Raw genomic sequence first — 22,392 nt, forward strand, 5'->3', positions numbered from 1 at the left:
CCACCGTCACCCGGCGGAGGCCGCGCGGACAGGGCCGATCGCCCCCGTCTCAGCACTGTTCCACCGGCCAGCCGGGTGGCACGAGCAGCACCGGGCAGAGCCGCCGACCGCCCGAGGTCGCGTTGGTGACGCTGTACAACAGCTCGACGAGCCAGCCTTTGTGCCCGCGCCCGGCGACCAGGAGACGGCCGCGGCGGGAGGCGCGCTCGGCGGTGTAGGCGGTCTCCGCCTCGCTGATCAGCAGCCGCTCCACCGGCACGCCGGAGCGGATCCCGGCCAGGTCCGCCAACGGGTCGGCCGGCTCCCCCGGCTCGCTCACGTGCACCAGCACGAGCGGGCAGCCGGTTCGGGTGGCGGCCTGGTAGGCGTAGTCGACGGTGGCGGTGTGCCGTCCGGACGCCGCGGCCACGACCGGTCCGCGCGCCGGGGACGGTCCCCGGTAGACCATGAGGGGGCAGGCGCTGTGGTGTGCCAGATACGCCGCGGTGGATCCCCAGCCGTGCCCGAGCCCCGACTCGTCGCGGTGCCGGATGACCAGCAGCCCGGCGTGCCGGGATCGCTCGATCAGCGTCTCGGCGGCGCTGTCGTCGACCAGTTCGGTGTGCACGCGCAGGTTCGGGTGCGTGTTCGTGGCCCGCAGCGCGGCGAACTCGACCAGGTGGCGGTCCTCCTCGGGATCGAGCCGACCGGCTTTGCGGCGCTGCGCGACCCCGTGCCGCCCGGGCCAGGCGTGTACCACCTCCAGCGGCACGCCGCGACGCTCCGCCTCCACGGCGGCGATGTCGACGATCTCCAGTTCGGCCGGCACACCATCGATGCCGACCACCACGGGCAGCTTCTCCTCGTCCGGCACGACACTGCGCATACCCGTACGCTAAATGGCTCCACATCGGGGCGGGCAGGGCCGACCGGCGGCCAGGCCAGGGCCGGGCGGTCCCGCCGCTGTGCGCCATCTGCGCGCCGCGGGTCACGGCCCCGAGGACCTGGTATCGAAGACCCGGTACGCCGCGGGGGAGGTCCTGGCCGCGTACGGGATCGCGGTATTGCCGGCCGCGCACGCCGGCACCGGGGTGAGCGCGGTCGCCGCCGCGGAGCGCCTCGGCTATCCGGTGATCGTCATGCCCGCGGGCCGCACGGCCGGGCCGGGCCGCTGCGACGCGGGCCGGCCCGCACTGCGCAGCGAGGCCGACCTGACCCCGTTGCTGGCCGGCCCGACCGGGGTGGTGGCCGGAAACGTCCGGCTGCGGCTCACCGGAACGCCGGCAAACCGGTGAGTTGAACCCGTGCACGGCGTCGAGCCGGCGCCGGCTCCTTGTCACCGACGCGGGAGCCTGCTATCCGGGCAGGTGTCCGGACGATCGTCGCCGGGCACCGACAGCGGGTTGCGTTCGTCGTCGCGTTCGGCGAGCCGGGCCAGGGTGCCACGGTAGGTGGCCGCGCTGACCTCGCCGCGCACCAGATGCGCCGCCAACGCGCCCTCCAGGGTCGTCGGCTCGGCGTCGCTCGTGTCGGGCTTGTCCTCGTGCGCCGCCGCCTCGGATTCGGGCAGGATGTAGAGCACCGCGGCGACGATCACGGCCAGGACGAGCAACAGCATCGCGATCACCTCCACCTCCTTCCGCCACTCCTCGATCAGATCGACGGTGACCGGCAGGGACGAAGGTTCCCAACGGCCCTGCCGGGACGAGCCGGCACGGCCGGACAGTGGACGGGGGAACACGTCGGCAGTGGGGGACGGAGATGGACCCGGAATCGAAAGGCCTGGTCGTCGCCGGTGTCAACGACTCACCTGCCGGCCGGCAGGCGGTCCGGACCGGCGCCCGCGAGGCGGCGCTTCGTGGATGCCGCTTGGAGTTGGCGCACGCGTTCAACTGGGTGCCGACGATCGATCGGGCGCCGGCCCTGGACCGGGCGGCCCTGATGGAACGGGCGGTCGCCGACGCGCGCGAGGCCGCGCCCGGGGTGCCGGTGGAGACCCTGCTCGTCGAGGGCGAGCCCGCTCACCGTGCTGTTGCGCCGGTCCCGTGCCGCGGCGCTGACCCTGATCGGCGACGGTGGCCTGCCGGAGCGCACCTGCCTGCCGCCGGAGGCCCTTACGGCGCAGGTCGCGGCCCGCGCAGCCGGCACGGTGCTGGTCACCCCGGCAGCGTCCGCGTCGGGCCCGGTGGTGGGTGTCAACGGCTCGGACGCCTCCTGGCAGGCGCTGGATTTCGCCTTCGACACGGCGGCCCGCCGACGGGCGGCGCTCGTCGTGATGCGGGCCTGGGATCCGGAGGGGGGGAAGGATCCACGGGCCGCTCTGGTCCGGGCGGTCGGCCCGCTGGAACGCGGGTACGGGGTGACCGCGACGTTGCGGGTCGTCGAAGGGGATCCCGGCGAGGCGCTGCGGGAGGCGGCCCGGTCCGCGGGCCTGGTAGTGCTGGGAGCCCGCGGCTGGCATCCCTACTCCGGCCTGCTGGGCTGGGTGGCAGCGCGCCGCCCACCCGGGCCAGCAGCCGTGCGTAGAACGCCCGCCCCAGGTCGGGATCGTCGCCGAGAAAGCCGCGCACCGCGGCGGCGCGCAACTCGACGGCGTCGACCTCCTGGACAGCGGCGGCGCCGAACCCCCAGCGAAACGGCGGCGTCAGCGCCTCCCAGCCGATCACCGACCCGGGAACGAGCAACTCGACCGCGACGTCACCGCGGCCCGGCACGTGCAGGTCGACCATCACGTCGCCGTTGTGGATCAGCCACAGCCGGTCGGCGGGGCCGTCCTCACGGCACAGACGGTCGCCGGGGGCGTAGGTGACCGGCCGGCCGCAGACCGCCATCCGGCGCAGCCAGCCGGCCGGAAAGTCGGCGACAAGCCCGTTCATCGCCAGCAGGTCGAACGTGGTCAGGAACTCCATGGCCACCTCCCCTTCCGTCGCCGACGGTACGGCCGGCGCCGGCCGCCCGGCAGGGCCGGACGTCCCGCACGGATCGTGTCGAATCAAAACCCAGCGGTACGCCCTACTCGTGGCGGGGCTGCGGTGTCGGGTTCCGTGGTTCACCGTGGACGGCCGTACGGGACCTTCGGTCCATGCGCCGGCCGACCGGATCGCATAGCGTCGATTCCATGGCTCGGCGACGACGGGCTGGACCGCGAACGGCTCCCCGCGCGGTGGGCCGTGTCGTGTTCACGGTGTTGCTGCCGTCGCTGTCTCCGTTGCTGAACATCATGGCCGCCTACGGCTTCGTCTTTCTGGGCCGTCGGGAGGCGGCGGTGGGCTGGCAGAAGCTGCGCCGCACCGGTCAGGTCACCGTTCCCGTACCGCCCGGATGGCGTGAAAGGAGACCGCCGTGCCCCACGAACGTGGAGATGTGATCGCCGGCCGCTACCGGCTCGACGACCCGATCGCCTCCGGCGGGATGGGTGAGGTGTGGCGGGCCACCGACACCGTGCTCGCCCGCCCAGTCGCGGTCAAGACGCTGCGCGCCGACCGGGCCGTCGACCCGCAGTTCCCGACCCGTTTCCGGCACGAGGCCCGGGCCATGGCGGCGCTGCACCATCCCGGCGTCGTCGACGTCTACGACTTCGGCGAGGACGACGGCGACGGCGCCTACCTGGTGATGGCCCGGGTGGACGGGCACCTGCGCGACGTACCCCCTCTGCTGCCCGCGGGCGCCGCGCTGGCAGTGGCCGGCCCGTCCGGCTGGTTCCCCGCCCCGTCACCGGCGCGCACCCGGCCCAGCGCCTCGCCCAGCCGGACCACGTCGCCCAGCCCGTCGCGCACCTCGCCCAGCCCCAGCCCGTCGACGACCTCGCCCAGCCCACCACCACCGTCCTCACCGGCCGCCGGCACCTCCTGGGCGGCGGGATGAGCCGCCATCCGGCCTACCCGGTCGAGCCCTGGCAGATCCGGGAGACGCACCTCGACGTCGACCTGCTGGCCCGCTCCGAGTCGATCTTCGCGCTCGGCAACGGGCACATCGGGTTGCGCGGCAACCTGGAGGAGGGCGAGCCGCACGCCCTGCCCGGCAGCTACCTGAACTCGTTCTACGAGCTGCGGCCACTGCCGTACGCCGAGGCCGGGTACGGCTACCCCGAGTCCGGGCAGACCATCGTCAACGTCACCAACGGCAAGGTGATCCGCCTGCTGGTCGACGACGAGCCGTTCGACGTGCGCGACGGCCGCCTGCGCCACCACGAGCGGGTGCTCGACCTGCGGGCCGGCGTGCTGCGCCGCGAGGTGGAGTGGGAGTCCGCCTATCTGGACACCTTCTGGGACGGGGCGGACGTCGAGATCGACGGCGACGCCGAGGTGCAGCAGGCCGTCCGGTTCGGCATGTTCCACGTTCTGCAGGCCGGGGCCCGGGCCGAGCGGCGGCCGATCGCGGCCAAGGGGCTGACCGGTCCCGGCTACGACGGCCACGTCTTCTGGGACACCGAACGGTACGTCCTGCCGGTACTGACCTACGTGCAACCCAACGCCGCGGCCGGGGCGCTGCGCTGGCGGCACGCCACCCTGGACCTGGCCCGTGAACGGGCCGGCACGCTGGGCTGGGCCGGGGCCGCGTTCCCGTGGCGGACCATCCGCGGTCACGAATGCTCCGGGTACTGGCCGGCCGGGACGGCGGCGGTGCACATCGGCGCCGACATCGCCGACGCGGTGACCCGCTACACGGCGGCCACCGGCGACACCGCGTTCGACCGGGACGTCGGCGCCGAACTGCTGGTGGAGACGGCCCGGCCGTGGGTGTCGTACGGCCACTACGACCGGCACGGCGTCTTCCATCTGCACGGCGTCACCGGCCCGGACGAGTACACAGCGGTCGCCGACGACAACGTCTACACCAACCTGATGGCGCGGCGGAACCTGATCGCGGCCGCCGACGCGGTGGCCCGTCATCCGGAACGGGCGACCGCGCTCGCGGCCACCGCCGACGAGGTGGCCGCGAGCGCGGTCGCGGCGAAGGCCATGTGCGTGCCGTACGACGAGGAACTGGGCGTCCACCCACAGGTCCGCGGGTTCACCCTGATGAGGGAGTGGGACTTCGGCGCCACCGGCCCCGGCGACTACCCGCTCATGCTGCACTTCCCGTACCTGGACCTGTACCGCAGCCAAGTGATCAAGCAGACCGACGTGGTGCTCGCCATGCACTGGTGCGGCGACGCGTTCACCGCCGCCGACAAGGCCCGCAACTTCGCGTACTACGAGCGCCGTACGGTCCGCGACTCGTCGCTGTCCGCGTGCACCCAGGCCGTCCTGGCCGCCGAGGTGGGCCACCTGGAGCTGGCCCACGACTACATCGGCGAGGCCGCCCTCACCGACCTGTACGACCTGCACCGCAACACCCGCGACGGGCTGCACATCGCGTCGCTGGCCGGGGCCTGGATCTCCCTGGTCGCCGGGCTGGGCGGGATGCGCGACCACGACGGTGTGCTGTCCTTCGCGCCCCGGCTGCCGAGCCGCATCGAACGGCTCCGCTTCTCCCTGCTCTGGCACGGGCTGCGCCTGCACGTGACGGTCCGGCCCACCGAGGCCGAGTACACGCTGCGCACCGGCGACGGCGGTGCCAAGGTGGAGCTGTGGCACCACGGCGAGCGGCTGGTCCTCACCACCGCCGCCCAGGTGATCCGGCCTGTTCCCCCGATCACCCCGCTCACCGGCGCCCCGGAGCAGCCGCCGGGCCGCCGTCCGGTGCACCGCCCGGGCCGTCTCGGCTGACGCCATGGCGCCCACGCCGCCGCTGGAGACCGCCGACCAGGTGGCCTCGATCGTCGGCACCGTCGCCGGGGTGGCGGCGGCCGCCCGGGGCCGGACCATGCCCCGCCCACGGCTGTGGCCGCTCGTCATGCTGACCGCCGGCATGCTCGTCGTCCGTTTCGTGCCGGGCGTACCACCGGCGGCCGGCACGGCGAGCGTCCGGGTCGCCCTGGCGCTGGGCCTCTGCGCCCTGCTGGTCGCGTTGTGGCCGTCCCCGCCGGCCGCGGGACGTCTGGAGGAGCTGCTGCGGGAGATGCGCGACGCCGGTGCCCGGCATCCGTACCGGTTCCTGCTCGACGGATCCGCTCCCCCGCTCCCCGACGTGTACGTGCCACGGCGTCCCGTCCTGGTCGTGTCCGATGCGAAGCCCGGCGGGCGGCGCGTGGATCCGGCGGAGATCTTCGGCGGCGCCGGACACGCGCTGCTGACCGGACCGGCCGGCGCCGGCAAGTCCGCCCTGGCGACGGTGACCGTGGCCGAGGCCGCCCGCCGGGTACTGAGCACCGGCGACCACCGGCGGATCGTGATCGCCGTGCCCGCCGCTGATCTGGTCCGGCGGAAGCTGACCGCCGCCCTGGCCGAGGCGTGCCGTCGCGACTACGGCACCGACGTCGGGCCGGAGCTGTTCGGCCGCCCACCCGGCCGGCGCGGGCGCTGGTGCGTGATCATCGACGGCCTCGACGAGGTCACCGGGGGCGCGGACCGTGACCTGCTGCTCGCTCGGTTGCGCGGCCTGCTCGACGATCCGCCGCCGGGGTACCGATTCGTGATCATGTCGCGGCCGCTGGCCGACACCGAATTCGCCCGGCTGACCGGGCCCGGCGTCACCGCGTACCAGCTGCCGCCGTTCGACCGGGAGGAACTGGACCTCTTCGCCCGCAAGTGGTTCGCCGCCCGGTACCCCGACCGGGCGACGGCGAACCGCCACACCGGCGAGTTCCTGACCCGGGTGAACAGCGCCCGGCTGGGCCCGGTGGCGTACATACCCCTGCTCGCCACCATCGCCGCCATGATCCACGCGGACACCGAGATCCCGGCCCGGCCGGGCGAGCTGCGCGAGCTGTTCGCCCAGCATCTGGTCGAGGGCCGCCGGGAGGTGGCCGAGGCACGGACCGCGCTGAGCACCGCGCTGGCTGGCCGTGGGCGGGCCGGCCAGGAGGCGGTCGGATGGCTGGAGCGAGACTTCCCCGGCGTCCTGGCCGGGCTGCTGAACGCGCTCGGCGCCGCACGCGTCGCGGACCCCGGAGCGGACCTCGTCACCGCGGCGATGACCTGGCTCGACGGCGCGGCCCCGCTCCCGTTCACCGGCGCCCTGCCCGGCGCCCGGCGGGTGACGGCCGACCTGCTGCGGGCCACCGGCCTGCTGGCGGCAGGGCAGGGCCGGCTCGCCTTCCCGGACCAGAGCTTCGCCGAGTTCTTCGCCGCCCAGGAGACGGCCACCGATCTGGATCCGGACGGCTGGCGGGCGATCGCCGCCGACCCGGCCCGGCGAGGTCTCGCCGCGTTCGCCGCGGAACGGCGGCCGGACGCCGACGACCTGGTCCGATCGCTGCTCGCCGGACCTGACCCGGTCGCGGCCGGCGACATGATCGCGAGCGGCGTCCCGGTCACCCCCGGCACCCGGGCCGCCGTGCTGGACACGCTGCTCGAACGGCTCGGCACCGACGCCGCGACCGAGGCGATGCGCGTGCTCCGGGCGCTCAGCGTGGACGCCGACGTCCTGGCCCGGATGGCCGCGACCGCGCGGGACCGGGCCGTCCCGGGCTGGACCCGGGTGGTGCTCGCCGACGCGGTGGCCGACGTGGACCGTGCCACCGGGATCGCGCTGCTACGTGAGGTGTCCGGACAGGTCCCGGCCGACGCGCGCGACTGGGCCCACTACGGCCTGCGCGAACGGGGTGAGCCGGTGGACGCCGCGGCGCACGGTCCGGAGGGCGACCAGCCGGATCGGACGGCTCTCGGCGGTCTGGCCCGCGAGGCGCTGCGATCACGCGCCGCCGACCGTGATTTCGGCATGCTGCAACGGCTGGACGCGGCCGAACGGCTGGCCCGCGACGGCGATCCGGGGCCACTGCGCGATCTGCTCGACGAACCCGGCCTGCCGCCGCTGTTCCGGCTCGCCGGCGCGACCGGCCTGGCCGCGCTGGGCGACGACGGCCCGCTGCGGGACCTGGCCGGGCCGGGACCCGACCTCGCGCTGCGCTACTCGGCCGCCGTCGAACTGTTCCAGCGGAATCCGGCGGCCGCCGCCCCGCACCTACGGGCGATGATCATCGGCCGGATGTCCTCACCGCTGACGTATGGATGCGCCGCCCGCCTGGCCGACCTGGGCGAACGCGAGTGGCTGATAAGCCTGGCCACCGCCGTGCCGGACCGGTCCCCCTCGCCCCAGTCGCCGTGGACGGCGGCGCTGCTCGCGGCGGCCGCGACACGACGGCTCAGGAAACTCGGTGACCCGGCCGCCGAGGGGGCGAAGGCACTGCTGTTCCACCCGGACGGGATGCAACCGGTCCACCGGGCGTTCGACGACGCCGATAAGGTCCCGGCCGGATCCCCGGGATGGACGTTCGACGGATCGCCCGCGACCGTACGGCTACTGGAGCGGACGATCACCGACCCGGGCGAGCCCCTCGAGAGCCGCCTCAACGCCGTGTCGAGGCTGACCACCATCGTCAACACGGCCACGCCGGTCAATCTGCGGCGTCTCGGCCTGAGCGACGAGTGGATGGTCGAGATCGTCGGTGGCATGGCGGTGAGCGGCATCCCGTACCCGGTCGAGACCGTTCTGCCCGCCGGCATCGCGGCGATGTTCGCCGCCCTGGCCGACCGGCCGAGCACGCCGGCCACCTTGCGGGTCGCGCTGACGCAGCGGCTGGCCGTCGACGAGGGGCTGCCTCGGCTCTGTGCCCTGGCCGGGAGCCGGGCCGTACCGGCCTGCGTCCGGATCGAAGCGATCCGGGTGGTGGCGGCACGCAGCCCGGCGGCTGCCCGCCCGCTGCTGGCCACCGTGATCCGCGAACGATGGCTGCCCCGCCCGTTGCGCTGGCTGCTGCTCTATCAGGTCTTCTCCGCGGCTCTGGCCGGTCCGGACCGGCTCGGCTGGCCGGAGTTCCGCTCGGTGGCCCGCACCACGGCCCGGCTCCACGACGTCCGTTTCCCGCCGGCCCGGCTTCTCCTAGCGCTGGCCGCGGTGGCGACCCCGCCCGCGCTGGACGGGCAGCGCTGACCGGCCGCCGCTACGGTGGAGTATGGACATCAGCCACGACCTGAACGTCACCGTGTCGGCGGCTGGCCGGGACCTCGATGTCGGCGGGTAGTCGGTGGCGCCGGTCAGGCCCACCGTCACCGTGGCCCCGATCTGCTGTTCGGCGCCGGGCCCGATCGACTCGACGTAGGCGGCGAGGTTCCACTTCCCGCCGAGCAGCAGCGCGGCCAGCGGGGAGATCTTCCACTAACAGTGGATGTAGAACCTGCGGCTGGCTTCCAGGACCGAGGACGGGGCGCCGTTGTTGTCCTTGACGATCGCCGTGAACTCGCCCGGCCCGAGCGGTTGCTTCGGGAATTGGATGGGCACCATCGCGGGCCTCCTTTCACTCCATGCACGCACAGTCACATTCATGTCACCATGAGCAGCAGGGTCGATGCACTCCCTTCGACGATGGTCGATCGGTCCACGCCTTCCGGCCAACTGTCCACAGAGGTCAAACGACCACGAACACCGGGCATCCGGCCCGCCGCAGCACCGCCCGGCTCACCCGGTCCAACGGCCGCCCGCCCTCGGCCCGGCACCAGCGCGGGACGCCGGCGACGCTGTCGGCGCCCCTCACCCTCATGGCAGCGCGCACGATCGGGCCCGAACAGTGCTGGAAGACCCGTTGACAGGCCGTTGGGCCCTGGTGATGCGAGCTACGGGACCAACCGAGCGGTTGCGCGGGCTGTCGGTCGCCGACGCGATGACCACCCCCGCAGTGTGTGGGTACACCGGGCACACCGTTCAGGACTTCGCTGAGCGCACCGCCCGCCCGTGCCCGCACCGCGCAAGGCCTGCCCGCGATAGACAGTCCATGACACACTCCTCGGTCGCACGGCGCCTGTCCTCCCACCGTGCCGACCGGCCGGGCGGTACCGGCAGGGCCGGAGGTGTCCCCAGCCCCGGCCGGGCGTGTCACGATGGGAAACGGTGATGCGAATGAGGACCCGGCGTGTCCCGCGGCGGCCGGCTGAGCCGTCATGACGTTGGGCGAGATCATCCGAAGGCAGCGCGAACTCGCCGAGCTGTCAATGCGGCAGCTCGCGGCCATGGTCGGCATCTCCAACCCGTACCCCTCGCAGATCGAACGCGGCCTGCGCGCGCCCTCGGACCGGGTGTTGCAGGCGATCGCGGCGTCGTTGCGCACCACGGCGGACGCGCTGGTGCAGCAGGTGACCCCGGCCGAGCACCAACCGCCGGCGGTTCTCGACGCCATCGCCGCCGATCCGAATCTGACCGCCCGGCAGCGGCAGGCGCTCGGCGAGGTCTACGCCGCCATGGTCGAGACGACGGTCGCCCGGCGCGGGCGGCGGACCGCGAACGGCCCGGGGGGCTGACCCCGGGCCGTCGACCGGCTCACCGCAGAATGCGGCGGGCGGTGCGGACGTAGGCGGCGCCCACGTCCTCGATGAGACCGGCGGTGACGGTCAGCATCTCCTTCGCCCACTGGTACGGCGTGATCCTCGCGGCGTCCTTCTCGAACGCGACGAAGTTCGCGACGCCGCGCTCGTAGACGTTCACCGCCAGGCCGCCGATGTCGCGGCCGATCCGGCTGGACCGGTCCCGCGGGGGGCTCGGCCGGCTTCTCCGGCTTCGGCGCGGCTGCCGCCTTCGGCGGTTCGGCCGTCTTGGCGGGCCGGGTGGTCGTCGTGGTCATCGCAACCTCCCTTCCTCGGCTCGGTTAGCACGTCAGCCCGATCCTGCTAACCCGGTCAGGGTCGACGGACCTCGATACGTGACCGCCCACCAGCCCGGCGGAGGGGGACATTCGGTTCGGGACGTTCGGCCCTGCCCGTCACCGGGCACCCGGCCCACGCTCGGGGTGAGGGGAGGCGTCATGAGTGTCCGGAAGACGATTCTGGCCGGAACCGACGGCTCCGAATCGGCGCTGACGGCGGTCCGGTGGGCGGCCCTCGAGGCGCAGCGGCGCACCACCACGCTGACCGTTCTGCACGCGTACGAGAACTGGCCGAACCCGCCGGATGACGTCCGTGACCAGGCCGAGGCGGTGGCGGCGGAGGCCGAGGAGGCAGTGCTGCGGCTCACCCCGGCGGTCACCGTGCACAGGGTCGTCGTACTCGGCGATCCGGCCGCCGAGCTGGTGCGCGAGTCCGCCACCGCCGACCTGACCGTGGTCGGAAATCGCGGCCGGGGCGGGTTCAGCAGCCTGATGCTCGGCTCGGTGAGCCAGCGGGTCGCCGGCCGGGCCGCCTGCTCGGTCGTGGTGGTTCGGGGCCGCACCCTGGCCTTCACCGACCCGGTCGCGGTCGGGTCGACGACTCGCCGGCCGGCCGGACCGCGATCGCGGAGGCGTTCCGGATCGCCGACGTCCGGGGTGCCGCGCTCCTGGCCGTGCACGCCTACCGGGCGAGGCTCACCCACCGGGCGAGCGACGAGGCCGACCTGCTCGACCGGCTGCTACGGCCGTGGCGGGAGAAATTCCCCGAGGTCTCGGTCGGCACCCTGGTCAACGCCGGCCCGGCGGCCCGCCTGCTGGTCGGTGTCTCACACCAGGCCCAGCTGATCGTGGCCGGCGCGCACGAACCGGGCGGCCTGCCCGGCGCCGTCACCAGCCAGCTGCTGCATCACGCGGACTGCCCGGTCCTCATCGCCAGGTAGGCGATCTCGTCGGCGATCGCCGACTGCAACAGGCCGGGCAGGTCATGCCCCATGCCCGGCCTGCCACCTCGTACGCGATCTCCATGCGGCCGTGCCGCGCGATTCCCGCTGGCATGGCTCCCAGCGTGGCCTCGCGCGGCGACCGCGCACGGGCCGGAAGGCCCGCTCTCACCGGGTGAGCATCACCTTGAGCGCGCCGGTACGGGCCGGGTCGGCGAACACGTCGTACGCCCGCTCCATCTCGTCCAGGCCGAACCGGTGGGTGATCAGCGGTGTCACGTCGAGCTGCCCGGCCACCAGCATGTCCAGCAGCCGTGGCGTGGAGTAGGTGTCCACCAGCCCGGTGGTGATCGTGACGTTGCGGATCCAGAGCTCTTCCAGGTGCAGCGTCACCGGCTTCCCGTGCACGCCGATGTTGGCGACCGTCCCGCCCGGACGGACCAGGTCGGTGCACAGCTCGAAGGTCTGCGGCGTGCCGACCGCCTCCATCACCACGTCCGCCCCGAGGCCGCCGGTGAGCGCCCGGATCGCGCCGAGCGGCACCCGCTCCGGGGTCAGCGTGACGTCGGCGCCCAGGTTCTTGGCGGCCTGGAGGCGGCTCTCCGCCTTGTCGATGACCACGATGTGGGCGGGCGAGTAGAGCCGTGCGGTGAGCACCGCGGCCAGCCCGATCGGCCCGGCCCCGACGATCACCACGGTGTCGCCCGGGCGAACCCGGCCGTTGAGCACCCCCACCTCGTACGAGGTGGGCAGGATGTCCGCCAGCAGCACCGCGTTCTCGCTGCTCACCCGCGACGGCAGCCGGTACGTGGACAGATCCGCGAACGGGATCCGGGCGTACTCCGACTGCACCCCGTCGATGGTGTGGCCGAGGATCCATCCCCCGCCCGAGCGGCACTGCCCGAAGGCCCGCTCCCGGCAGAACCGGCAACTGCCGCAGGCCGAGATGCAGGACGCCAGCACCCTGTCGCCGACGGTCAGGCCGGACACCGCGGGGCCCAGCTCCACCACCGTCCCGACCGCCTCGTGCCCGAGCACCCGCCCGGGCGCCGTCTCCGGCACGTCCCCTTGGAGAATGTGCAGATCGGTGCCACAGATCGTCACCGCGTCGACCCGGATCACCGCGTCCCGCGCGTCACGCACCTCGGCGTCCGGGACCTCCATCCAGGACCGTCGTCCGTCTCCGCCGTACACGAGCCCCTTCATCGTCGCCTCCTTCGTCCGTGAAGGAACCTTTCGGTCTCACCGTGTGCGGCCGCCGGAGGTGTCCGTAAGGGCCGAAGGGCAGGACTTCGGACACTGCCGGCGACGGATGCCGGCGGCGAGGATGGGGGCATGGCGACCATCGAGGTACGCGACCTGGCCCGCGCGTACGGGCCGGTGCAAGCCGTCGACGGGATCAGCTTCTCGGTCGGCGACGGGGAGATCTTCGCGCTGCTCGGTCCCAACGGAGCCGGCAAGACCACCACGGTCGAGATCCTCGAGGGCTACCGTACGCGTGACACCGGCGCCGTGAGCGTGCTCGGCATGGACCCGGCGACCGGTGGATCCGCCTACCGCGCCCGGATCGGGGTGGTGTTGCAGTCCGCCGGGTTCGAGGAGGAGTTCACCGTCCGTGAGCTGGTCCGGCTGCAGACCCGGCTGTACCCGCGTGGCCACGACCCGGACGAACTGATCACCCTGGTCGGGCTGGCCGGCAAGAGCCGCTCCCGGGTGAAGCACCTGTCCGGTGGCCAACGCCGCCGGCTCGACCTGGCGCTCGGGCTGGCCGGCGCCCCCGAACTGCTGTTCCTCGACGAGCCGACCACCGGCTTCGACCCGGCCGCCCGGCATCACGCCTGGCAACTGATCACCGGCCTGCGCGAGCTCGGCACCACGATCCTGCTCACCACCCACTATCTGGAGGAGGCGCAGCGGCTGGCCGACCGGGTGGCCGTGATGCGGGACGGCCGGCTGATCGCCGTCGGCGCGCCCGAGCAGCTACGGGCCGGCAGCGACCTGCCCACCGTGATCGGCTTCGACCTACCGCCCGGCGTGCCCGTCGCGGATCTCCCGCTACTGAGCGCCGCACCGTCGGTGACCCACCGACGGATCCGGGTGGAGTCGCGTGATCCGCAGTCTGACACGTGGCGGCTTACCGGCTGGGCCCGGGACCACGGCCTCGACCTGCCGGATCTCATGGTGGCCCCACCGACGCTGGAGGAGGTCTACCTGGCACTGACCGAGGAGGCGGCCCGATGACCACGCTGCGGGCGCTGACCGGCCACGCCCTGCTCGGTTTCGCCCGCAACCCGGTCGCCGCGTTCTTCACCCTCGGCTTCCCGGTCGCCTTCCTGGTCATCGTGGGCGCCATCATCGGCGACCAGGACGCCGGCGGGGTACCGGTCGCCCAGTACCTGGTGCCGCCGTTCGCCGTCTTCGGCGTGGCGCAGGCGTCGTTCGTGCTGCTCGCCGTGGACACCGCCGGAATGCGCGACAGCGGGGTGCTCCTGCGATTGCGGGCCGCGCCAGTCCCATCCTGGATCGTGCTCGGGGCCCGGATAGCCGCGTCGGTGGTGATCTCGGCGACCACCGTGGCGCTGCTGACCGCGGTGGGCGTGCTCGGCTACGACGTGGTGGTCGTCCGGCACAAGGTGCCCGCGCTGCTGGTGACGCTGCTGCTGGGCATCGCCTGCTGCGCCGCGCTCGGGCTGGCGCTGGCCGCGCTGGCCCGGACCGTCCTGGTGGCGCAGACGCTGGCGCAGGGCCTGCTGATCACTTTGGCGTTCATCTCGGACGTGTTCATCGTCGGCGCCGACCTGCCACGCTGGCTGGACGTGATCGGCTCGGTGCTGCCCCTCAAGCACTTCGCCCGAGCCATGGCCGAGACGTTCCACCCGGGCGGCGGATCCGGCTTCTCCCCCGGCCACCTGGCCGTCCTGGCGATCTGGACGGTGGCCGGGATCCTGGTGACGCGGGCCGCCTTCTCCTGGCAGCCACGCGACGCCCGGACCCCGGTCACGGCCGGAGCGGCAAGCACTCCGCCGACGGCCCGCCTGTCGCCACCGTCGGTCGCGGCCCGACCGTCGCCGTTGGGCGTACAGATCGGATATGCCCTGCTCGGGCTGCGCCGCGAGATGATGGCGGTGTTCTTCTCGGTGGTGTTCCCGGCGTTGCTGCTGGCGCTGTTCCCGACCGTATTCGGCGACCAGCCGGTGCACGGCATGCCGATGGCCCAGTACCTGTACGCCGGCATGATCGCCTACACCGTGGCGGTCGCCGCCTTCGTGGACATGCCCGAGTCGGTGGTCGGCGCGCGGGCCGCCGGGGTCCTCAAACGACTGCGCGGCACCCCACTGCCGTTCCGCTGGTACTTCGGCGGGCGGGTGTCGGCCGCGCTGATCGTCGCGCTGATCGCCGCCGCCGTGCTCACCGTCGTCGGCGTGGGCTTCCTCGGCGTACGCCTCGATGTCGCCCGCCTGCCGGCGCTGCTGCTCGCCGTCGTCGCCGGGACACTATGTTTTGCGGCGCTCGGCCTCGCGGTCGCCGCCCTGCTGCCGTCGGCCCGCTCGATCGTCCCGGTCACTCTCGGCACGCTGCTGCCGCTCTGCTTCATCTCGGAGATCTTCGTGGTCGGCGACGCGCCGCTGCCCGACTGGCTCACCACGCTCGCCGACGTGTTCCCGCTACGGCACCTGCTCCAGGCGGTGCTCGCAGCGACCACACCGGACGCCGCCGGGACCGGATTCACCCCTGCCCACGTGGCCGTCCTGACCGTCTGGACGGCGTTGTCCCTGGCCGTCGTCTGGAGGCGCCGAGCCGACCTTTGACTCCCTGCTCGTACCGACCGGCCTCGAAGGACGGTGCCGAAGACCCTGTCCCCCGACCACATTGCTGCTCGCCGGGCTCGTCACCGCGCCGCTCAGCTCGCTGGCGCTGTTCCTACCGTCGCGGCGGGCGGCGACTCGGCCGCCGGCCGGATCCTGGCCTCGACGGCGGCCACCGCGCTTCTCGCGCTCATCCTCCATCTCCTGCTCATCGCGCTCGAGGTCGACCCCCCGGTGGTGCGCGGCGCGACAACCGCCTACGTCGGGCTCTCCTGGTCTGGCTGCCGTTCACCCGAGACTGGACAACGCGGGCCCATGTCGCCTGGGCGTCGAGCGTCCTGAGATCACCGTGCCGCTGACCGCGCCGGAGCTGACCGGTCGGCAGATCGCCATCACCAAGAAGTGACCTCATGACAGACACCGGCCTGCGCGTCGCGCCGGCCGGTGTCATCTCCGCGCCCGGCCAGGAGGGACTTCCGGCTCCAACATGCCGGGCACGTCCGGGACCTCCGGCCCTGTCGAGGGGATTCGACGGGAACGACGATTCAGGAAGAACCCGAGAACGGGGGACATCATGCGGACGCAGACCATCGCCGTGGCTGCCGACGGCACCGACGCCAGCCGGTCCGCGATCACCTGGGCAGCCGCCGAAGCGCAACGCCGTCAGCAGCCACTGCGCATCGTGCACGTTCTGGACTGGGAGTGGTCGGCCGCAGGCTACGGCTATACCGGCGAGCAGTTCGAGACCGACCGACGACGCGCGGAGGCCCTCGCCGACGAGGCGTCCCGGTACGCGCGGGACGCCGAACCGGGAATCGCGGTGAAGACAGACGTGATCGTCGGTGACCCGGCCGCCCAACTGATCATCGACTCGGAGAACGCGGGCCTGCTGGTCCTCGGTCACCGCGGTCATGACGGCTTCACCGGACTTCACCTCGGGTCGGTCAGTCAGCGGGTCGCCGCCCATGCGCACTGTTCCGTGGCGGTGATCCGCGAGAACATCCGGGACGACCGGCTGCCGGTCGCCGCCGGCATAGACGACTCCCTCGCCGCCGACGGCGTACTGGAGGCGGCGTTCACCACGGCTCATCAGCGAAACGTGAACCTGACGCTGATTCGCTGCTGCCTGCCGCCGTTCCCGCACCATCGGGACGGCTTTCCACCAGCCGACGTGCACACCACACGGCAGGATGAGGTCGAGGATGGCCGGCTCGCAACACTGGTGGAGCCATGGCAAGCCAAGTTCCCGGATGTCCGCGTGGAGCCGTCGGTGTCGCACGGCAGCGCCGCGGGAGTGCTGGTCGGCCTGTCGCACGACGCCCAGCTGGTGATCGTCGGCAGCCGGGGCCACGGTGTGATCGCCGGAGCTTTGCTCGGCTCGACCGGCCTGCAACTGCTGCGTCGCGCCGCATGCCCGGTGTTGATCGTCCGTCCCGAGCCGGAAGCCGGCAAGGCGAGAATGATCGAGTAACCCGCCCCGACCCTGCACCGCCTGCCGGGGCCGGGCGGCCGTCGAAGGAGGTAGACATGAGACACCATCTGATCGTCGTGGGCGTGGACGGCTCCGAGAGCGGCCGTCGTGCACTGGAGTGGGCGGCTCAGGAAGCCGCCGACCAAGACACCGCCGTCCAAGCGGTGATGGCCTGGCTTTGGGACGGCGCCGCAGGCGAAATGATCACCATGACCTCACCGGACGAGGAACGTCAACGGGCCGCCGCGATACTCGACCGCGAGGTCAAGGCCGTCGTCGCCGAGCACGGCTCACACGTGCCCATCGCCGCGGAACTCATCGAAGGCTCACCATCGCAGGTGCTGACCCACGCCGCCCGCGCCGCCGACCTATTGGTCCTGGGTAGCCACGGACACAGCCCGCTACGGCACCGGGTACTCGGCTCGGTCAGCGAATCCTGCGTCCGCAAAGCCACCTGTCCTGTCGTGGTCATCCCATCCGGCCCCGCCGAACCGGAGCCCGAACGCGAAGCGGTGCTCCGCACCGCCACATCAACCTGAGGACAAGGAGCGGTGGGGCTGGGCCGACGAGATCGCGCCCGCACTGAAAATCCCAGACGGCTCGCCGCCCGGGATTTTCGGTGTTCGGCACCCACACTCGACGAACTGATACGCGTCGCTCCGCAGCGACATCCGGCTCAGGGTCCGAGACCCCGAGCCGGATGCGGTCGGGAACATAGCGCAGGAACTGGCGGGCCGCGCGGAGTCGGTCCGGGCCGACGTCGTACGCCCGCTCGGGTGGAGGACAGACGACAGCGTTCAAACTGTGAGATGCATCGGACGTTGGGTGACCTGCGCAATGTCCTCTGCGCTGAGCGTCATCAACTGATGGGACAGGTCCGCCAACGCCCGCGCGGCCGCCAGTTCGTCGCCGATCTCCGCCACCTCCATGTCGGAGGGCCGGCGGGCGGCACGTCCCTCGCCCCGTATCGACATCCGCGCGTCGGTACGCAGAACCGCGCGCGCGTACGTCCGACGTTTCTCTTCGTGCTCCGCAATAGTGATCTCGACCGTCCAGGTCCGCTTATCACTCACGGTCACCACCTCTTCGTTGGGCGATCCCGCCCGGGGCCGGCTGGCGAACGCGCTTCGATTCAGCCGATCAGGAAGACAGGGCAGTCGGCGTGCTGAACCATGGCCCGGCTCACCGAGCCGAGCATCGTCACCGGGTTGATACCGACACCACGCCGGCCCACCACGACGGCGGCAGCCCGCCGGGAATAGTCGATCAGCGCGGGCGACGGGTCCGCGTCCACGGTCCGGCGATGTACGACAACACCGCCGACGATCTCGGTCCGCTCGCAAGTCGTGGCATTCGGCTGTGCGTGCAGTACCACCAGCTCGCATCCACGCAGCCGTGCCTCCTCCAAAGCGAACGCGACAGCCGAAGTCATCAGCGCTGGGTTGTCCACGCCGACGACCAATGGCAACGCACCGAACCCGGATTCGGGCGGCCAGTACGGCATACGAACCACCATGACGATCCCGGAATGCTGAGCAGCCACCTGATCGCCGACAGTCAGCCCGAGCATCGTGCCCACGGCCTTGTGCCGGTGCCCGACGACGAGCAGGTCCGCATTGCGGCCTTCGACGAGCAGCGACGACACAGCCGATCCGATCGCCAGATGCCGGGTCACCGCCACCTCCGGCGCAGCCACGTGCACACGATCCACCAGCCGGTCAAGCAACTGGGAACCGGCCGCCCGCGTGGCCTGACGTACACCGGAATGCTGCGCGTGCACCAGCCGCAACTCCCAGCCGTGCAGGTGCGCTTCTATCGCAGCGTGATCCAACGCCGTGCAACCGGCGGGCGAGTCGTCCACACCCACCACAATCGTTCCAGGAAGCGTCGCCGTGGCCGTCGCGGGAGCGGGCGGCGCTGCCGGGGCCGACCTGCCGAAAGCCGCAAGGTACCCCTGAAGGGCATCCGCGTAGCACTTCGGGTGGGAACCGGCGTGACCGGGCTCCTGGAGGACCTGATACTTGCCGCTCTCATTCATGATCCACCTCCAGCGCCATTTCCGATTTTCCTCCTTTTTAAGTACATCGGGTGGGTCGCTCGATAGCTAGGGCCATTGGTCCCGCCTGCCACCGCGCGACCGGAAGCGACAAACACACCAGCCGGAATTCGCGCGCCGCACCAGCGGAGCCGGGAGCAGCGGAGTCCGGGCGTCGACGCCGGGCCCGGCGGACGGGGGATCCGGGGCATCGTGGGCGGCTCTGCTGGGAGCCGCGATCGCGGTGGCGGGTTCGTCGATCGGCGCGGCGATCGCGGTGGCCTACACCGGCGCGGCGGTGCTTGCCGCGATGAGCGAACGCCCGGAGTCGTTCAGCCGCGCGATGGTGATCGTGGGGCTGGCGAAAGGTATCGCGATCTGGGGCTGATCGTGGCGATCATTCTGATCGGGCGGGCGTGACCGTGGGACGCACAGCCGTACTCGGCGATCCTGTCGCAGTGCGGGGCTGGGGCCTCACGGGCTTGCTGACGGTGAGCGCCGAGGGCGCCGCCGCTGTCCGGGCCGCTGGGCCGCGCTGCCCGACGATGTGGACCTGGTGCTGCTTACCGCGGCGGCGCACGTACTCGGGGAGGCAACCGAGACCAGATTGGTGGCGGTGCGGTTGCGCTCGGTGGCGACCGCGGCATCCGGTTGGCCTTGCCACCACCATCGGCCAGCGCGACGTACACCTGGACCCACCTGATGGGCCTGCGGTATCCGACCGAAGTCCGGTGCGTCCTGCCGGATCGGCATCCCGACGACCCATCACCCGGTTCCAGCACGTTACCCGGAGCCGAGTCCGCGGTGCGCGCCGCGCCCTTCTCCGGCACCGACAGGGGGTGTTCCTCGTCGTCGCGCGCCGCTATCCGCTCCGACGCACGCTGGTACTGCGCCCAGTTGATCTCGCCCTGCAGCGGCAGGTCGGCCAACGCTCCCTCCAGCGTGGTGGGCGGCGGCGCGTCATCCGCCTTCGCCTCGTCTGGGGCGGCACTTTCGGCCTTGATCGCCTTACGTAAAGCGGGCCATACAACGAACAGGGTGATGGCGAACGCGACCGCGATGTACGCGACCAGGAAAAGCCTGATGACCATCTCCATCGATACCAATCTTCGTCCCACGTTATTTGCGCGGCAAGAACGAAGGTTCGGATCTCGACCCCTTCGGCCGGTCAGCCAGTCTTCATCAGCACCTCGGAGAGCGACCGCCGCGGGCTTCCGCCGGCCATCTGCGACCGGCCGTAGCCGACCCGCAGCACAATCTGCGGGAAGAGCCCGGCAACCCGGGTAGCCAAGGCCTTGCGCACTGCGGGAACCTCGACCGGTTGACTGATCGGCATGGTGGCCAAACCCAGCCAGGTGGCGGTCAGCAGCACTCGTTGCAGAGCCTGCCCGGCCCGAAGCCAGTCGATCGGGGCGTCGTAACCGGTGGCCAGCACCATGATGGCCGGATAGGGCTCGAACGGCTCGGCGTGACGGTGCAGCGGCGAGGCGGCCGCAAAGTCGCGAACCGGCACCACCTCGAGAGCGTCACACGGTCCGGCCGCCCACACCGGGACCCCGTCGTGCCGCAACCGAGAATCCGTGTACCTGTCCAGCTCTCGCCGATACTCGGGCTGGTCCCGCAGCCAGCGATCGGCGCCCCAGGCCAGATCCAGCACCGTGTCCCGGCCGGCTGGGGCGATGGCGATCAGCACGGCGCCTTCCCGGCGTGCGGCGTCACGCAACTGGCCGAGCATGTCGGCGGAGACCGACACTTGCGCGAACGGCCACCGATTGGTGTGCCGGTACGGGATCGCGGCGGCGAGAGCAACGGTCGGGGCGTCGACCGGCACCACACGGGTCAGATTCACCCGGGCCGCCAATGTCGGGTCCCCCGGTTCAGGCCACAACTCCTCGACGGTGTCATAGCCTGCTCGCCGCAGAGCGACCCGCAGCGTGAAGACCGCCGCGCCCACACTGATCAGCAGTTCCCGGCCCTCCGGGTCGATCACCCCAAGGCCGCGAGTGAGGTCGGCATGAACCTCGATCGACGACCGCCTGATACGGAACAGCCAAGGCTGACTGTTGTGCAGCGACGGCGCCCGAACAGCAGAGCGCACACATTCTGTGAGTATCCCCCGCGACGGCGGGACGAAGGACGTGTCCATCACTCCTCCTCCGAGCACACCGAACTCTTCTGTCCAGCACATCGCCGCTGGCCCTCTCCGACCAGGGCCGTTGGTCCTGCCGGGCACCAGCGCGCGGCCTTTCGGCCCTGGTCACCGCACGAATTGTCTGCTGATGCCGAGGCTCTCCGCCGCCGTGGGCAGGGCGCCAGCCATCGAACTCGTCATCCCGCGGGATTCACCGGAATGCCGGATCCGAATGCCGGCGGCGGACCCTTCAGGCGCAGGCGTCCGGACGATCGTTGCCGGGCGCCGACAGCGGGTTGCGCTCGTCGTCGCGGGCCGCGAGCCCGGCCAGGGCGGCGTGGTACTGGGTCCGGGTGATCTCCCCGTGCACGAGCTGAGCCACCAGCGCACCCTCCAGGGTGGTGGGCGCGACGACGCCGTCACCGGCAGCCTCGGCCTTCCTCTCGCCGTCCGGGGTCGTTTCCGTGTCCTCCCGCGGCAACAGGAGGATCAGGATTGCGATGAACAGCGCCAGGGCTCCGATCGCGATCAACATCCCAACCACCTCCATCAATGCCCATCCTCGGCCGTGCAGGCGTGGCCCGGCAGGGACGAAAGTCCCGCCGTACGGGGTCCGATGACCGGGACACGCCGACGGGTGCCGAGGTCGCGGACAGACGCCCCGGCGCAGGGGCGCAGCCTCCCCACAACCGACACGACACTGCTCATGAACGTGCCGTGAGACGCGAAAGGTGGGAGCCGACACCGTCGGCAGGCGGGTGCCCATGGCTCGTTGGACCAGCGTGGCCCCGGTCGGGACGTTCGGCTCTGGGCGCCGCGCCGGATCCGCGCCACGCTTCAGTCACCCACCGGCCGGGTGGCGAAGCCCGCCGGCTGCCGGACGAGACCAATGGTGTGGCCGTCGAGCCACCAGACCCACCGTCGTCAAGACGGGCACCGGATCCGGCGGACCACCGCCCGGCCGGGTGGGACCGGAACCGATCCTTGATGGCCCGGGATGGTGAGCCATGGACACGACGGCGTCGTTCACATCGGTGGAACGGCTCGCCGGGGCTTTCCGGGAATTCCTGGGGCCGCGCACCGCGGCCGCAGGCCCGGCCGGCGCCTTGACCGGCTGGACCGCCGGTCCGCTGCCGGTGGTCGTGCCCCGCACGGAATCGGCGCCGCGATGACGGCGCCGGCGAGGACGGCAGGCTCCGCGGTGCGGGGCCTGTCTGATGTGGAGGCGGCGGCACGGCTCGCCGCCGACGGGCCGAATCTGGTGGCGCCGCCCCGGCGGCACGGTGTCTCCTACCGGGTCGGCCGGCAGCTGGCCGACCCGCTGGTGGCGCTGCTGCTGGTCGCCGGGCTG

24 protein-coding genes and 4 pseudogenes are annotated in these 22,392 nt (G+C 72.2%); 16 read left to right on the forward strand and 12 right to left on the reverse strand.

The features are described from left to right. Positions 1–49: 49 nt before the first annotated feature. Positions 50–865, reverse strand: coding sequence for a universal stress protein (locus tag IEZ13_RS44405; RefSeq protein ID WP_183227901.1), 816 nt, complete (start codon positions 863–865; stop codon positions 50–52). 79 nt (positions 866–944) lie between these two features. Here IEZ13_RS44405 and IEZ13_RS44410 point away from each other — a divergent pair, with 79 nt between their 5' ends. Beyond that, on the forward strand, positions 945–1,274 hold the full coding sequence (locus IEZ13_RS44410) for a hypothetical protein (RefSeq protein ID WP_183227900.1): 330 nt from the start codon (positions 945–947) through the stop codon (positions 1,272–1,274). A gap of 41 nt (positions 1,275–1,315) precedes the next feature. Here IEZ13_RS44410 and IEZ13_RS44415 read toward each other — a convergent pair whose 3' ends face one another. Then, on the reverse strand, positions 1,316–1,720 hold the full coding sequence (locus tag IEZ13_RS44415) for a hypothetical protein (protein ID WP_183227899.1): 405 nt from the start codon (positions 1,718–1,720) through the stop codon (positions 1,316–1,318). Positions 1,721–2,167: 447 nt separating this feature from the next. Between IEZ13_RS44415 and IEZ13_RS48110 the strand changes: the two are divergent. Beyond that, a pseudogene (locus tag IEZ13_RS48110) lies at positions 2,168–2,410 on the forward strand (universal stress protein); the annotation flags it as partial. Between the two features lie 136 nt (positions 2,411–2,546). Here IEZ13_RS48110 and IEZ13_RS48115 read toward each other — a convergent pair. Further along, positions 2,547–2,888: pseudogene (locus IEZ13_RS48115) on the reverse strand (cyclic nucleotide-binding domain-containing protein); the annotation flags it as partial. Positions 2,889–3,154: 266 nt separating this feature from the next. Between IEZ13_RS48115 and IEZ13_RS44425 the strand changes: the two are divergent. From IEZ13_RS44425 to IEZ13_RS44440, 4 genes and pseudogenes are all read left to right on the forward strand, one after another. Then, complete coding sequence (locus IEZ13_RS44425; protein WP_183227897.1) at positions 3,155–3,346, forward strand: hypothetical protein; 192 nt, start codon at positions 3,155–3,157, stop codon at positions 3,344–3,346. Beyond that, positions 3,322–3,609, forward strand: a pseudogene (locus IEZ13_RS47320) (protein kinase domain-containing protein); the annotation flags it as partial. The gene IEZ13_RS44425 and the pseudogene IEZ13_RS47320, both read left to right, overlap by 25 nt. 230 nt (positions 3,610–3,839) lie before the next feature. Continuing rightward, the gene (locus tag IEZ13_RS44435; RefSeq protein ID WP_183227895.1) at positions 3,840–5,690 is read left to right on the forward strand and encodes a glycoside hydrolase family 65 protein; all 1,851 of its coding nucleotides are present in this window, start codon (positions 3,840–3,842) and stop codon (positions 5,688–5,690) included. Positions 5,691–5,694: 4 nt separating this feature from the next. Further along, on the forward strand, positions 5,695–8,955 hold the full coding sequence (locus tag IEZ13_RS44440) for an NACHT domain-containing protein (protein ID WP_183227894.1): 3,261 nt from the start codon (positions 5,695–5,697) through the stop codon (positions 8,953–8,955). 225 nt (positions 8,956–9,180) lie between these two features. Here IEZ13_RS44440 and IEZ13_RS47695 read toward each other — a convergent pair whose 3' ends face one another. Continuing rightward, positions 9,181–9,306 carry a hypothetical protein gene (locus IEZ13_RS47695; RefSeq protein ID WP_260180470.1) on the reverse strand — a complete coding sequence of 42 codons (126 nt, stop codon included), beginning with the start codon at positions 9,304–9,306 and terminating at the stop codon, positions 9,181–9,183. Positions 9,307–9,430: 124 nt separating this feature from the next. Further along, positions 9,431–9,562, reverse strand: a complete 132-nt coding sequence (locus IEZ13_RS47700) for a hypothetical protein (protein WP_260180468.1) — start codon at positions 9,560–9,562, stop codon at positions 9,431–9,433. Between the two features lie 397 nt (positions 9,563–9,959). On the opposite strand from IEZ13_RS47700, the gene IEZ13_RS44445 reads away from it, so the two are divergent. Further along, on the forward strand, positions 9,960–10,316 hold the full coding sequence (locus IEZ13_RS44445; protein ID WP_183227893.1) for a helix-turn-helix domain-containing protein: 357 nt from the start codon (positions 9,960–9,962) through the stop codon (positions 10,314–10,316). Between the two features lie 19 nt (positions 10,317–10,335). Here the strand turns inward: IEZ13_RS44445 and IEZ13_RS44450 are convergent, their stop codons facing one another. Continuing rightward, positions 10,336–10,500 (reverse strand): hypothetical protein, encoded by a 165-nt coding sequence (locus tag IEZ13_RS44450; RefSeq protein ID WP_183227892.1) that lies wholly within the window; start codon positions 10,498–10,500, stop codon positions 10,336–10,338. 316 nt (positions 10,501–10,816) lie between these two features. On the opposite strand from IEZ13_RS44450, the pseudogene IEZ13_RS48120 reads away from it, so the two are divergent. Both IEZ13_RS48120 and IEZ13_RS48125 read left to right on the forward strand, forming a co-directional pair. Then, positions 10,817–11,200, forward strand: a pseudogene (locus IEZ13_RS48120) (universal stress protein); the annotation flags it as partial. 98 nt (positions 11,201–11,298) lie between these two features. Next, complete coding sequence (locus tag IEZ13_RS48125; protein ID WP_373293108.1) at positions 11,299–11,598, forward strand: universal stress protein; 300 nt, start codon at positions 11,299–11,301, stop codon at positions 11,596–11,598. Positions 11,599–11,766: 168 nt separating this feature from the next. On the opposite strand, the gene IEZ13_RS44460 is transcribed toward IEZ13_RS48125, so the two are convergent. Then, positions 11,767–12,804: a zinc-dependent alcohol dehydrogenase family protein gene (locus IEZ13_RS44460; protein WP_183227890.1), complete on the reverse strand. Its 1,038-nt coding sequence runs from the start codon at positions 12,802–12,804 to the stop codon at positions 11,767–11,769. Positions 12,805–12,933: 129 nt separating this feature from the next. On the opposite strand from IEZ13_RS44460, the gene IEZ13_RS44465 reads away from it, so the two are divergent. From IEZ13_RS44465 to IEZ13_RS44480, 4 genes are all read left to right on the forward strand, one after another. Continuing rightward, complete coding sequence (locus tag IEZ13_RS44465) at positions 12,934–13,839, forward strand: ABC transporter ATP-binding protein (RefSeq protein ID WP_183227889.1); 906 nt, start codon at positions 12,934–12,936, stop codon at positions 13,837–13,839. Next, positions 13,836–15,407: an ABC transporter permease gene (locus IEZ13_RS44470; RefSeq protein WP_183227888.1), complete on the forward strand. Its 1,572-nt coding sequence runs from the start codon at positions 13,836–13,838 to the stop codon at positions 15,405–15,407. Before IEZ13_RS44465 ends, IEZ13_RS44470 begins: the two co-directional genes overlap by 4 nt. A gap of 571 nt (positions 15,408–15,978) precedes the next feature. Beyond that, the gene (locus IEZ13_RS44475) at positions 15,979–16,875 is read left to right on the forward strand and encodes a universal stress protein (protein WP_183227887.1); all 897 of its coding nucleotides are present in this window, start codon (positions 15,979–15,981) and stop codon (positions 16,873–16,875) included. Positions 16,876–16,931: 56 nt separating this feature from the next. Continuing rightward, positions 16,932–17,414: a universal stress protein gene (locus IEZ13_RS44480; protein ID WP_183227886.1), complete on the forward strand. Its 483-nt coding sequence runs from the start codon at positions 16,932–16,934 to the stop codon at positions 17,412–17,414. Positions 17,415–17,672: 258 nt separating this feature from the next. Here IEZ13_RS44480 and IEZ13_RS44485 read toward each other — a convergent pair whose 3' ends face one another. Beyond that, a complete protein-coding gene (locus IEZ13_RS44485; RefSeq protein WP_183227885.1) occupies positions 17,673–17,948 on the reverse strand; it encodes a dsRBD fold-containing protein in 276 nt (91 codons plus the stop codon). 59 nt (positions 17,949–18,007) lie between these two features. Continuing rightward, positions 18,008–18,913: a universal stress protein gene (locus IEZ13_RS44490; protein ID WP_183227884.1), complete on the reverse strand. Its 906-nt coding sequence runs from the start codon at positions 18,911–18,913 to the stop codon at positions 18,008–18,010. Positions 18,914–19,148: 235 nt separating this feature from the next. Here IEZ13_RS44490 and IEZ13_RS47325 point away from each other — a divergent pair, with 235 nt between their 5' ends. Then, the gene (locus tag IEZ13_RS47325; RefSeq protein WP_268240212.1) at positions 19,149–19,298 is read left to right on the forward strand and encodes an ATP synthase subunit C; all 150 of its coding nucleotides are present in this window, start codon (positions 19,149–19,151) and stop codon (positions 19,296–19,298) included. Between the two features lie 175 nt (positions 19,299–19,473). Here IEZ13_RS47325 and IEZ13_RS44500 read toward each other — a convergent pair whose 3' ends face one another. From IEZ13_RS44500 to IEZ13_RS44510, 3 genes are all read right to left on the reverse strand, one after another. Next, complete coding sequence (locus IEZ13_RS44500; protein ID WP_183227883.1) at positions 19,474–20,007, reverse strand: hypothetical protein; 534 nt, start codon at positions 20,005–20,007, stop codon at positions 19,474–19,476. Positions 20,008–20,078: 71 nt separating this feature from the next. Continuing rightward, a complete protein-coding gene (locus IEZ13_RS44505) occupies positions 20,079–21,098 on the reverse strand; it encodes an Acg family FMN-binding oxidoreductase (RefSeq protein WP_423243958.1) in 1,020 nt (339 codons plus the stop codon). Positions 21,099–21,291: 193 nt separating this feature from the next. Then, the gene (locus IEZ13_RS44510; RefSeq protein ID WP_183227881.1) at positions 21,292–21,576 is read right to left on the reverse strand and encodes a hypothetical protein; all 285 of its coding nucleotides are present in this window, start codon (positions 21,574–21,576) and stop codon (positions 21,292–21,294) included. Positions 21,577–22,048: 472 nt separating this feature from the next. Here IEZ13_RS44510 and IEZ13_RS44515 point away from each other — a divergent pair, with 472 nt between their 5' ends. Together IEZ13_RS44515 and IEZ13_RS44520 are read left to right on the forward strand one after the other, a co-directional pair. Further along, positions 22,049–22,213, forward strand: coding sequence for a hypothetical protein (locus tag IEZ13_RS44515; RefSeq protein ID WP_183227880.1), 165 nt, complete (start codon positions 22,049–22,051; stop codon positions 22,211–22,213). Beyond that, positions 22,210–22,392: cation-transporting P-type ATPase (locus IEZ13_RS44520; RefSeq protein WP_189285787.1), on the forward strand; the 183-nt coding region annotated here is incomplete at its 3' end. The genes IEZ13_RS44515 and IEZ13_RS44520, both read left to right, overlap by 4 nt.

It is taken from the genome of Actinoplanes campanulatus, from assembly GCF_014647795.1.
Lineage (GTDB): Bacteria > Actinomycetota > Actinomycetes > Mycobacteriales > Micromonosporaceae > Actinoplanes > Actinoplanes campanulatus.

Coding starts and splice junctions, on each gene's coding strand:
- IEZ13_RS44405 (WP_183227901.1), bottom strand. CDS start 865: ATGCGCAGTGTCGTGCCGGACGAGGAGAAGCTGCCCGTGGTGGTCGGC.
- IEZ13_RS44435 (WP_183227895.1), top strand. CDS start 3,840: ATGAGCCGCCATCCGGCCTACCCGGTCGAGCCCTGGCAGATCCGGGAG.
- IEZ13_RS44440 (WP_183227894.1), top strand. CDS start 5,695: ATGGCGCCCACGCCGCCGCTGGAGACCGCCGACCAGGTGGCCTCGATC.
- IEZ13_RS47695 (WP_260180470.1), bottom strand. CDS start 9,306: ATGGTGCCCATCCAATTCCCGAAGCAACCGCTCGGGCCGGGCGAGTTC.
- IEZ13_RS47700 (WP_260180468.1), bottom strand. CDS start 9,562: ATGAGGGTGAGGGGCGCCGACAGCGTCGCCGGCGTCCCGCGCTGGTGC.
- IEZ13_RS44445 (WP_183227893.1), top strand. CDS start 9,960: ATGACGTTGGGCGAGATCATCCGAAGGCAGCGCGAACTCGCCGAGCTG.
- IEZ13_RS44460 (WP_183227890.1), bottom strand. CDS start 12,804: ATGAAGGGGCTCGTGTACGGCGGAGACGGACGACGGTCCTGGATGGAG.
- IEZ13_RS44465 (WP_183227889.1), top strand. CDS start 12,934: ATGGCGACCATCGAGGTACGCGACCTGGCCCGCGCGTACGGGCCGGTG.
- IEZ13_RS44470 (WP_183227888.1), top strand. CDS start 13,836: ATGACCACGCTGCGGGCGCTGACCGGCCACGCCCTGCTCGGTTTCGCC.
- IEZ13_RS44475 (WP_183227887.1), top strand. CDS start 15,979: ATGCGGACGCAGACCATCGCCGTGGCTGCCGACGGCACCGACGCCAGC.
- IEZ13_RS44480 (WP_183227886.1), top strand. CDS start 16,932: ATGAGACACCATCTGATCGTCGTGGGCGTGGACGGCTCCGAGAGCGGC.
- IEZ13_RS44490 (WP_183227884.1), bottom strand. CDS start 18,913: ATGAATGAGAGCGGCAAGTATCAGGTCCTCCAGGAGCCCGGTCACGCC.
- IEZ13_RS44500 (WP_183227883.1), bottom strand. CDS start 20,007: ATGGAGATGGTCATCAGGCTTTTCCTGGTCGCGTACATCGCGGTCGCG.
- IEZ13_RS44505 (WP_423243958.1), bottom strand. CDS start 21,098: ATGTGCTGGACAGAAGAGTTCGGTGTGCTCGGAGGAGGAGTGATGGAC.
- IEZ13_RS44510 (WP_183227881.1), bottom strand. CDS start 21,576: ATGTTGATCGCGATCGGAGCCCTGGCGCTGTTCATCGCAATCCTGATC.
- IEZ13_RS44515 (WP_183227880.1), top strand. CDS start 22,049: ATGGACACGACGGCGTCGTTCACATCGGTGGAACGGCTCGCCGGGGCT.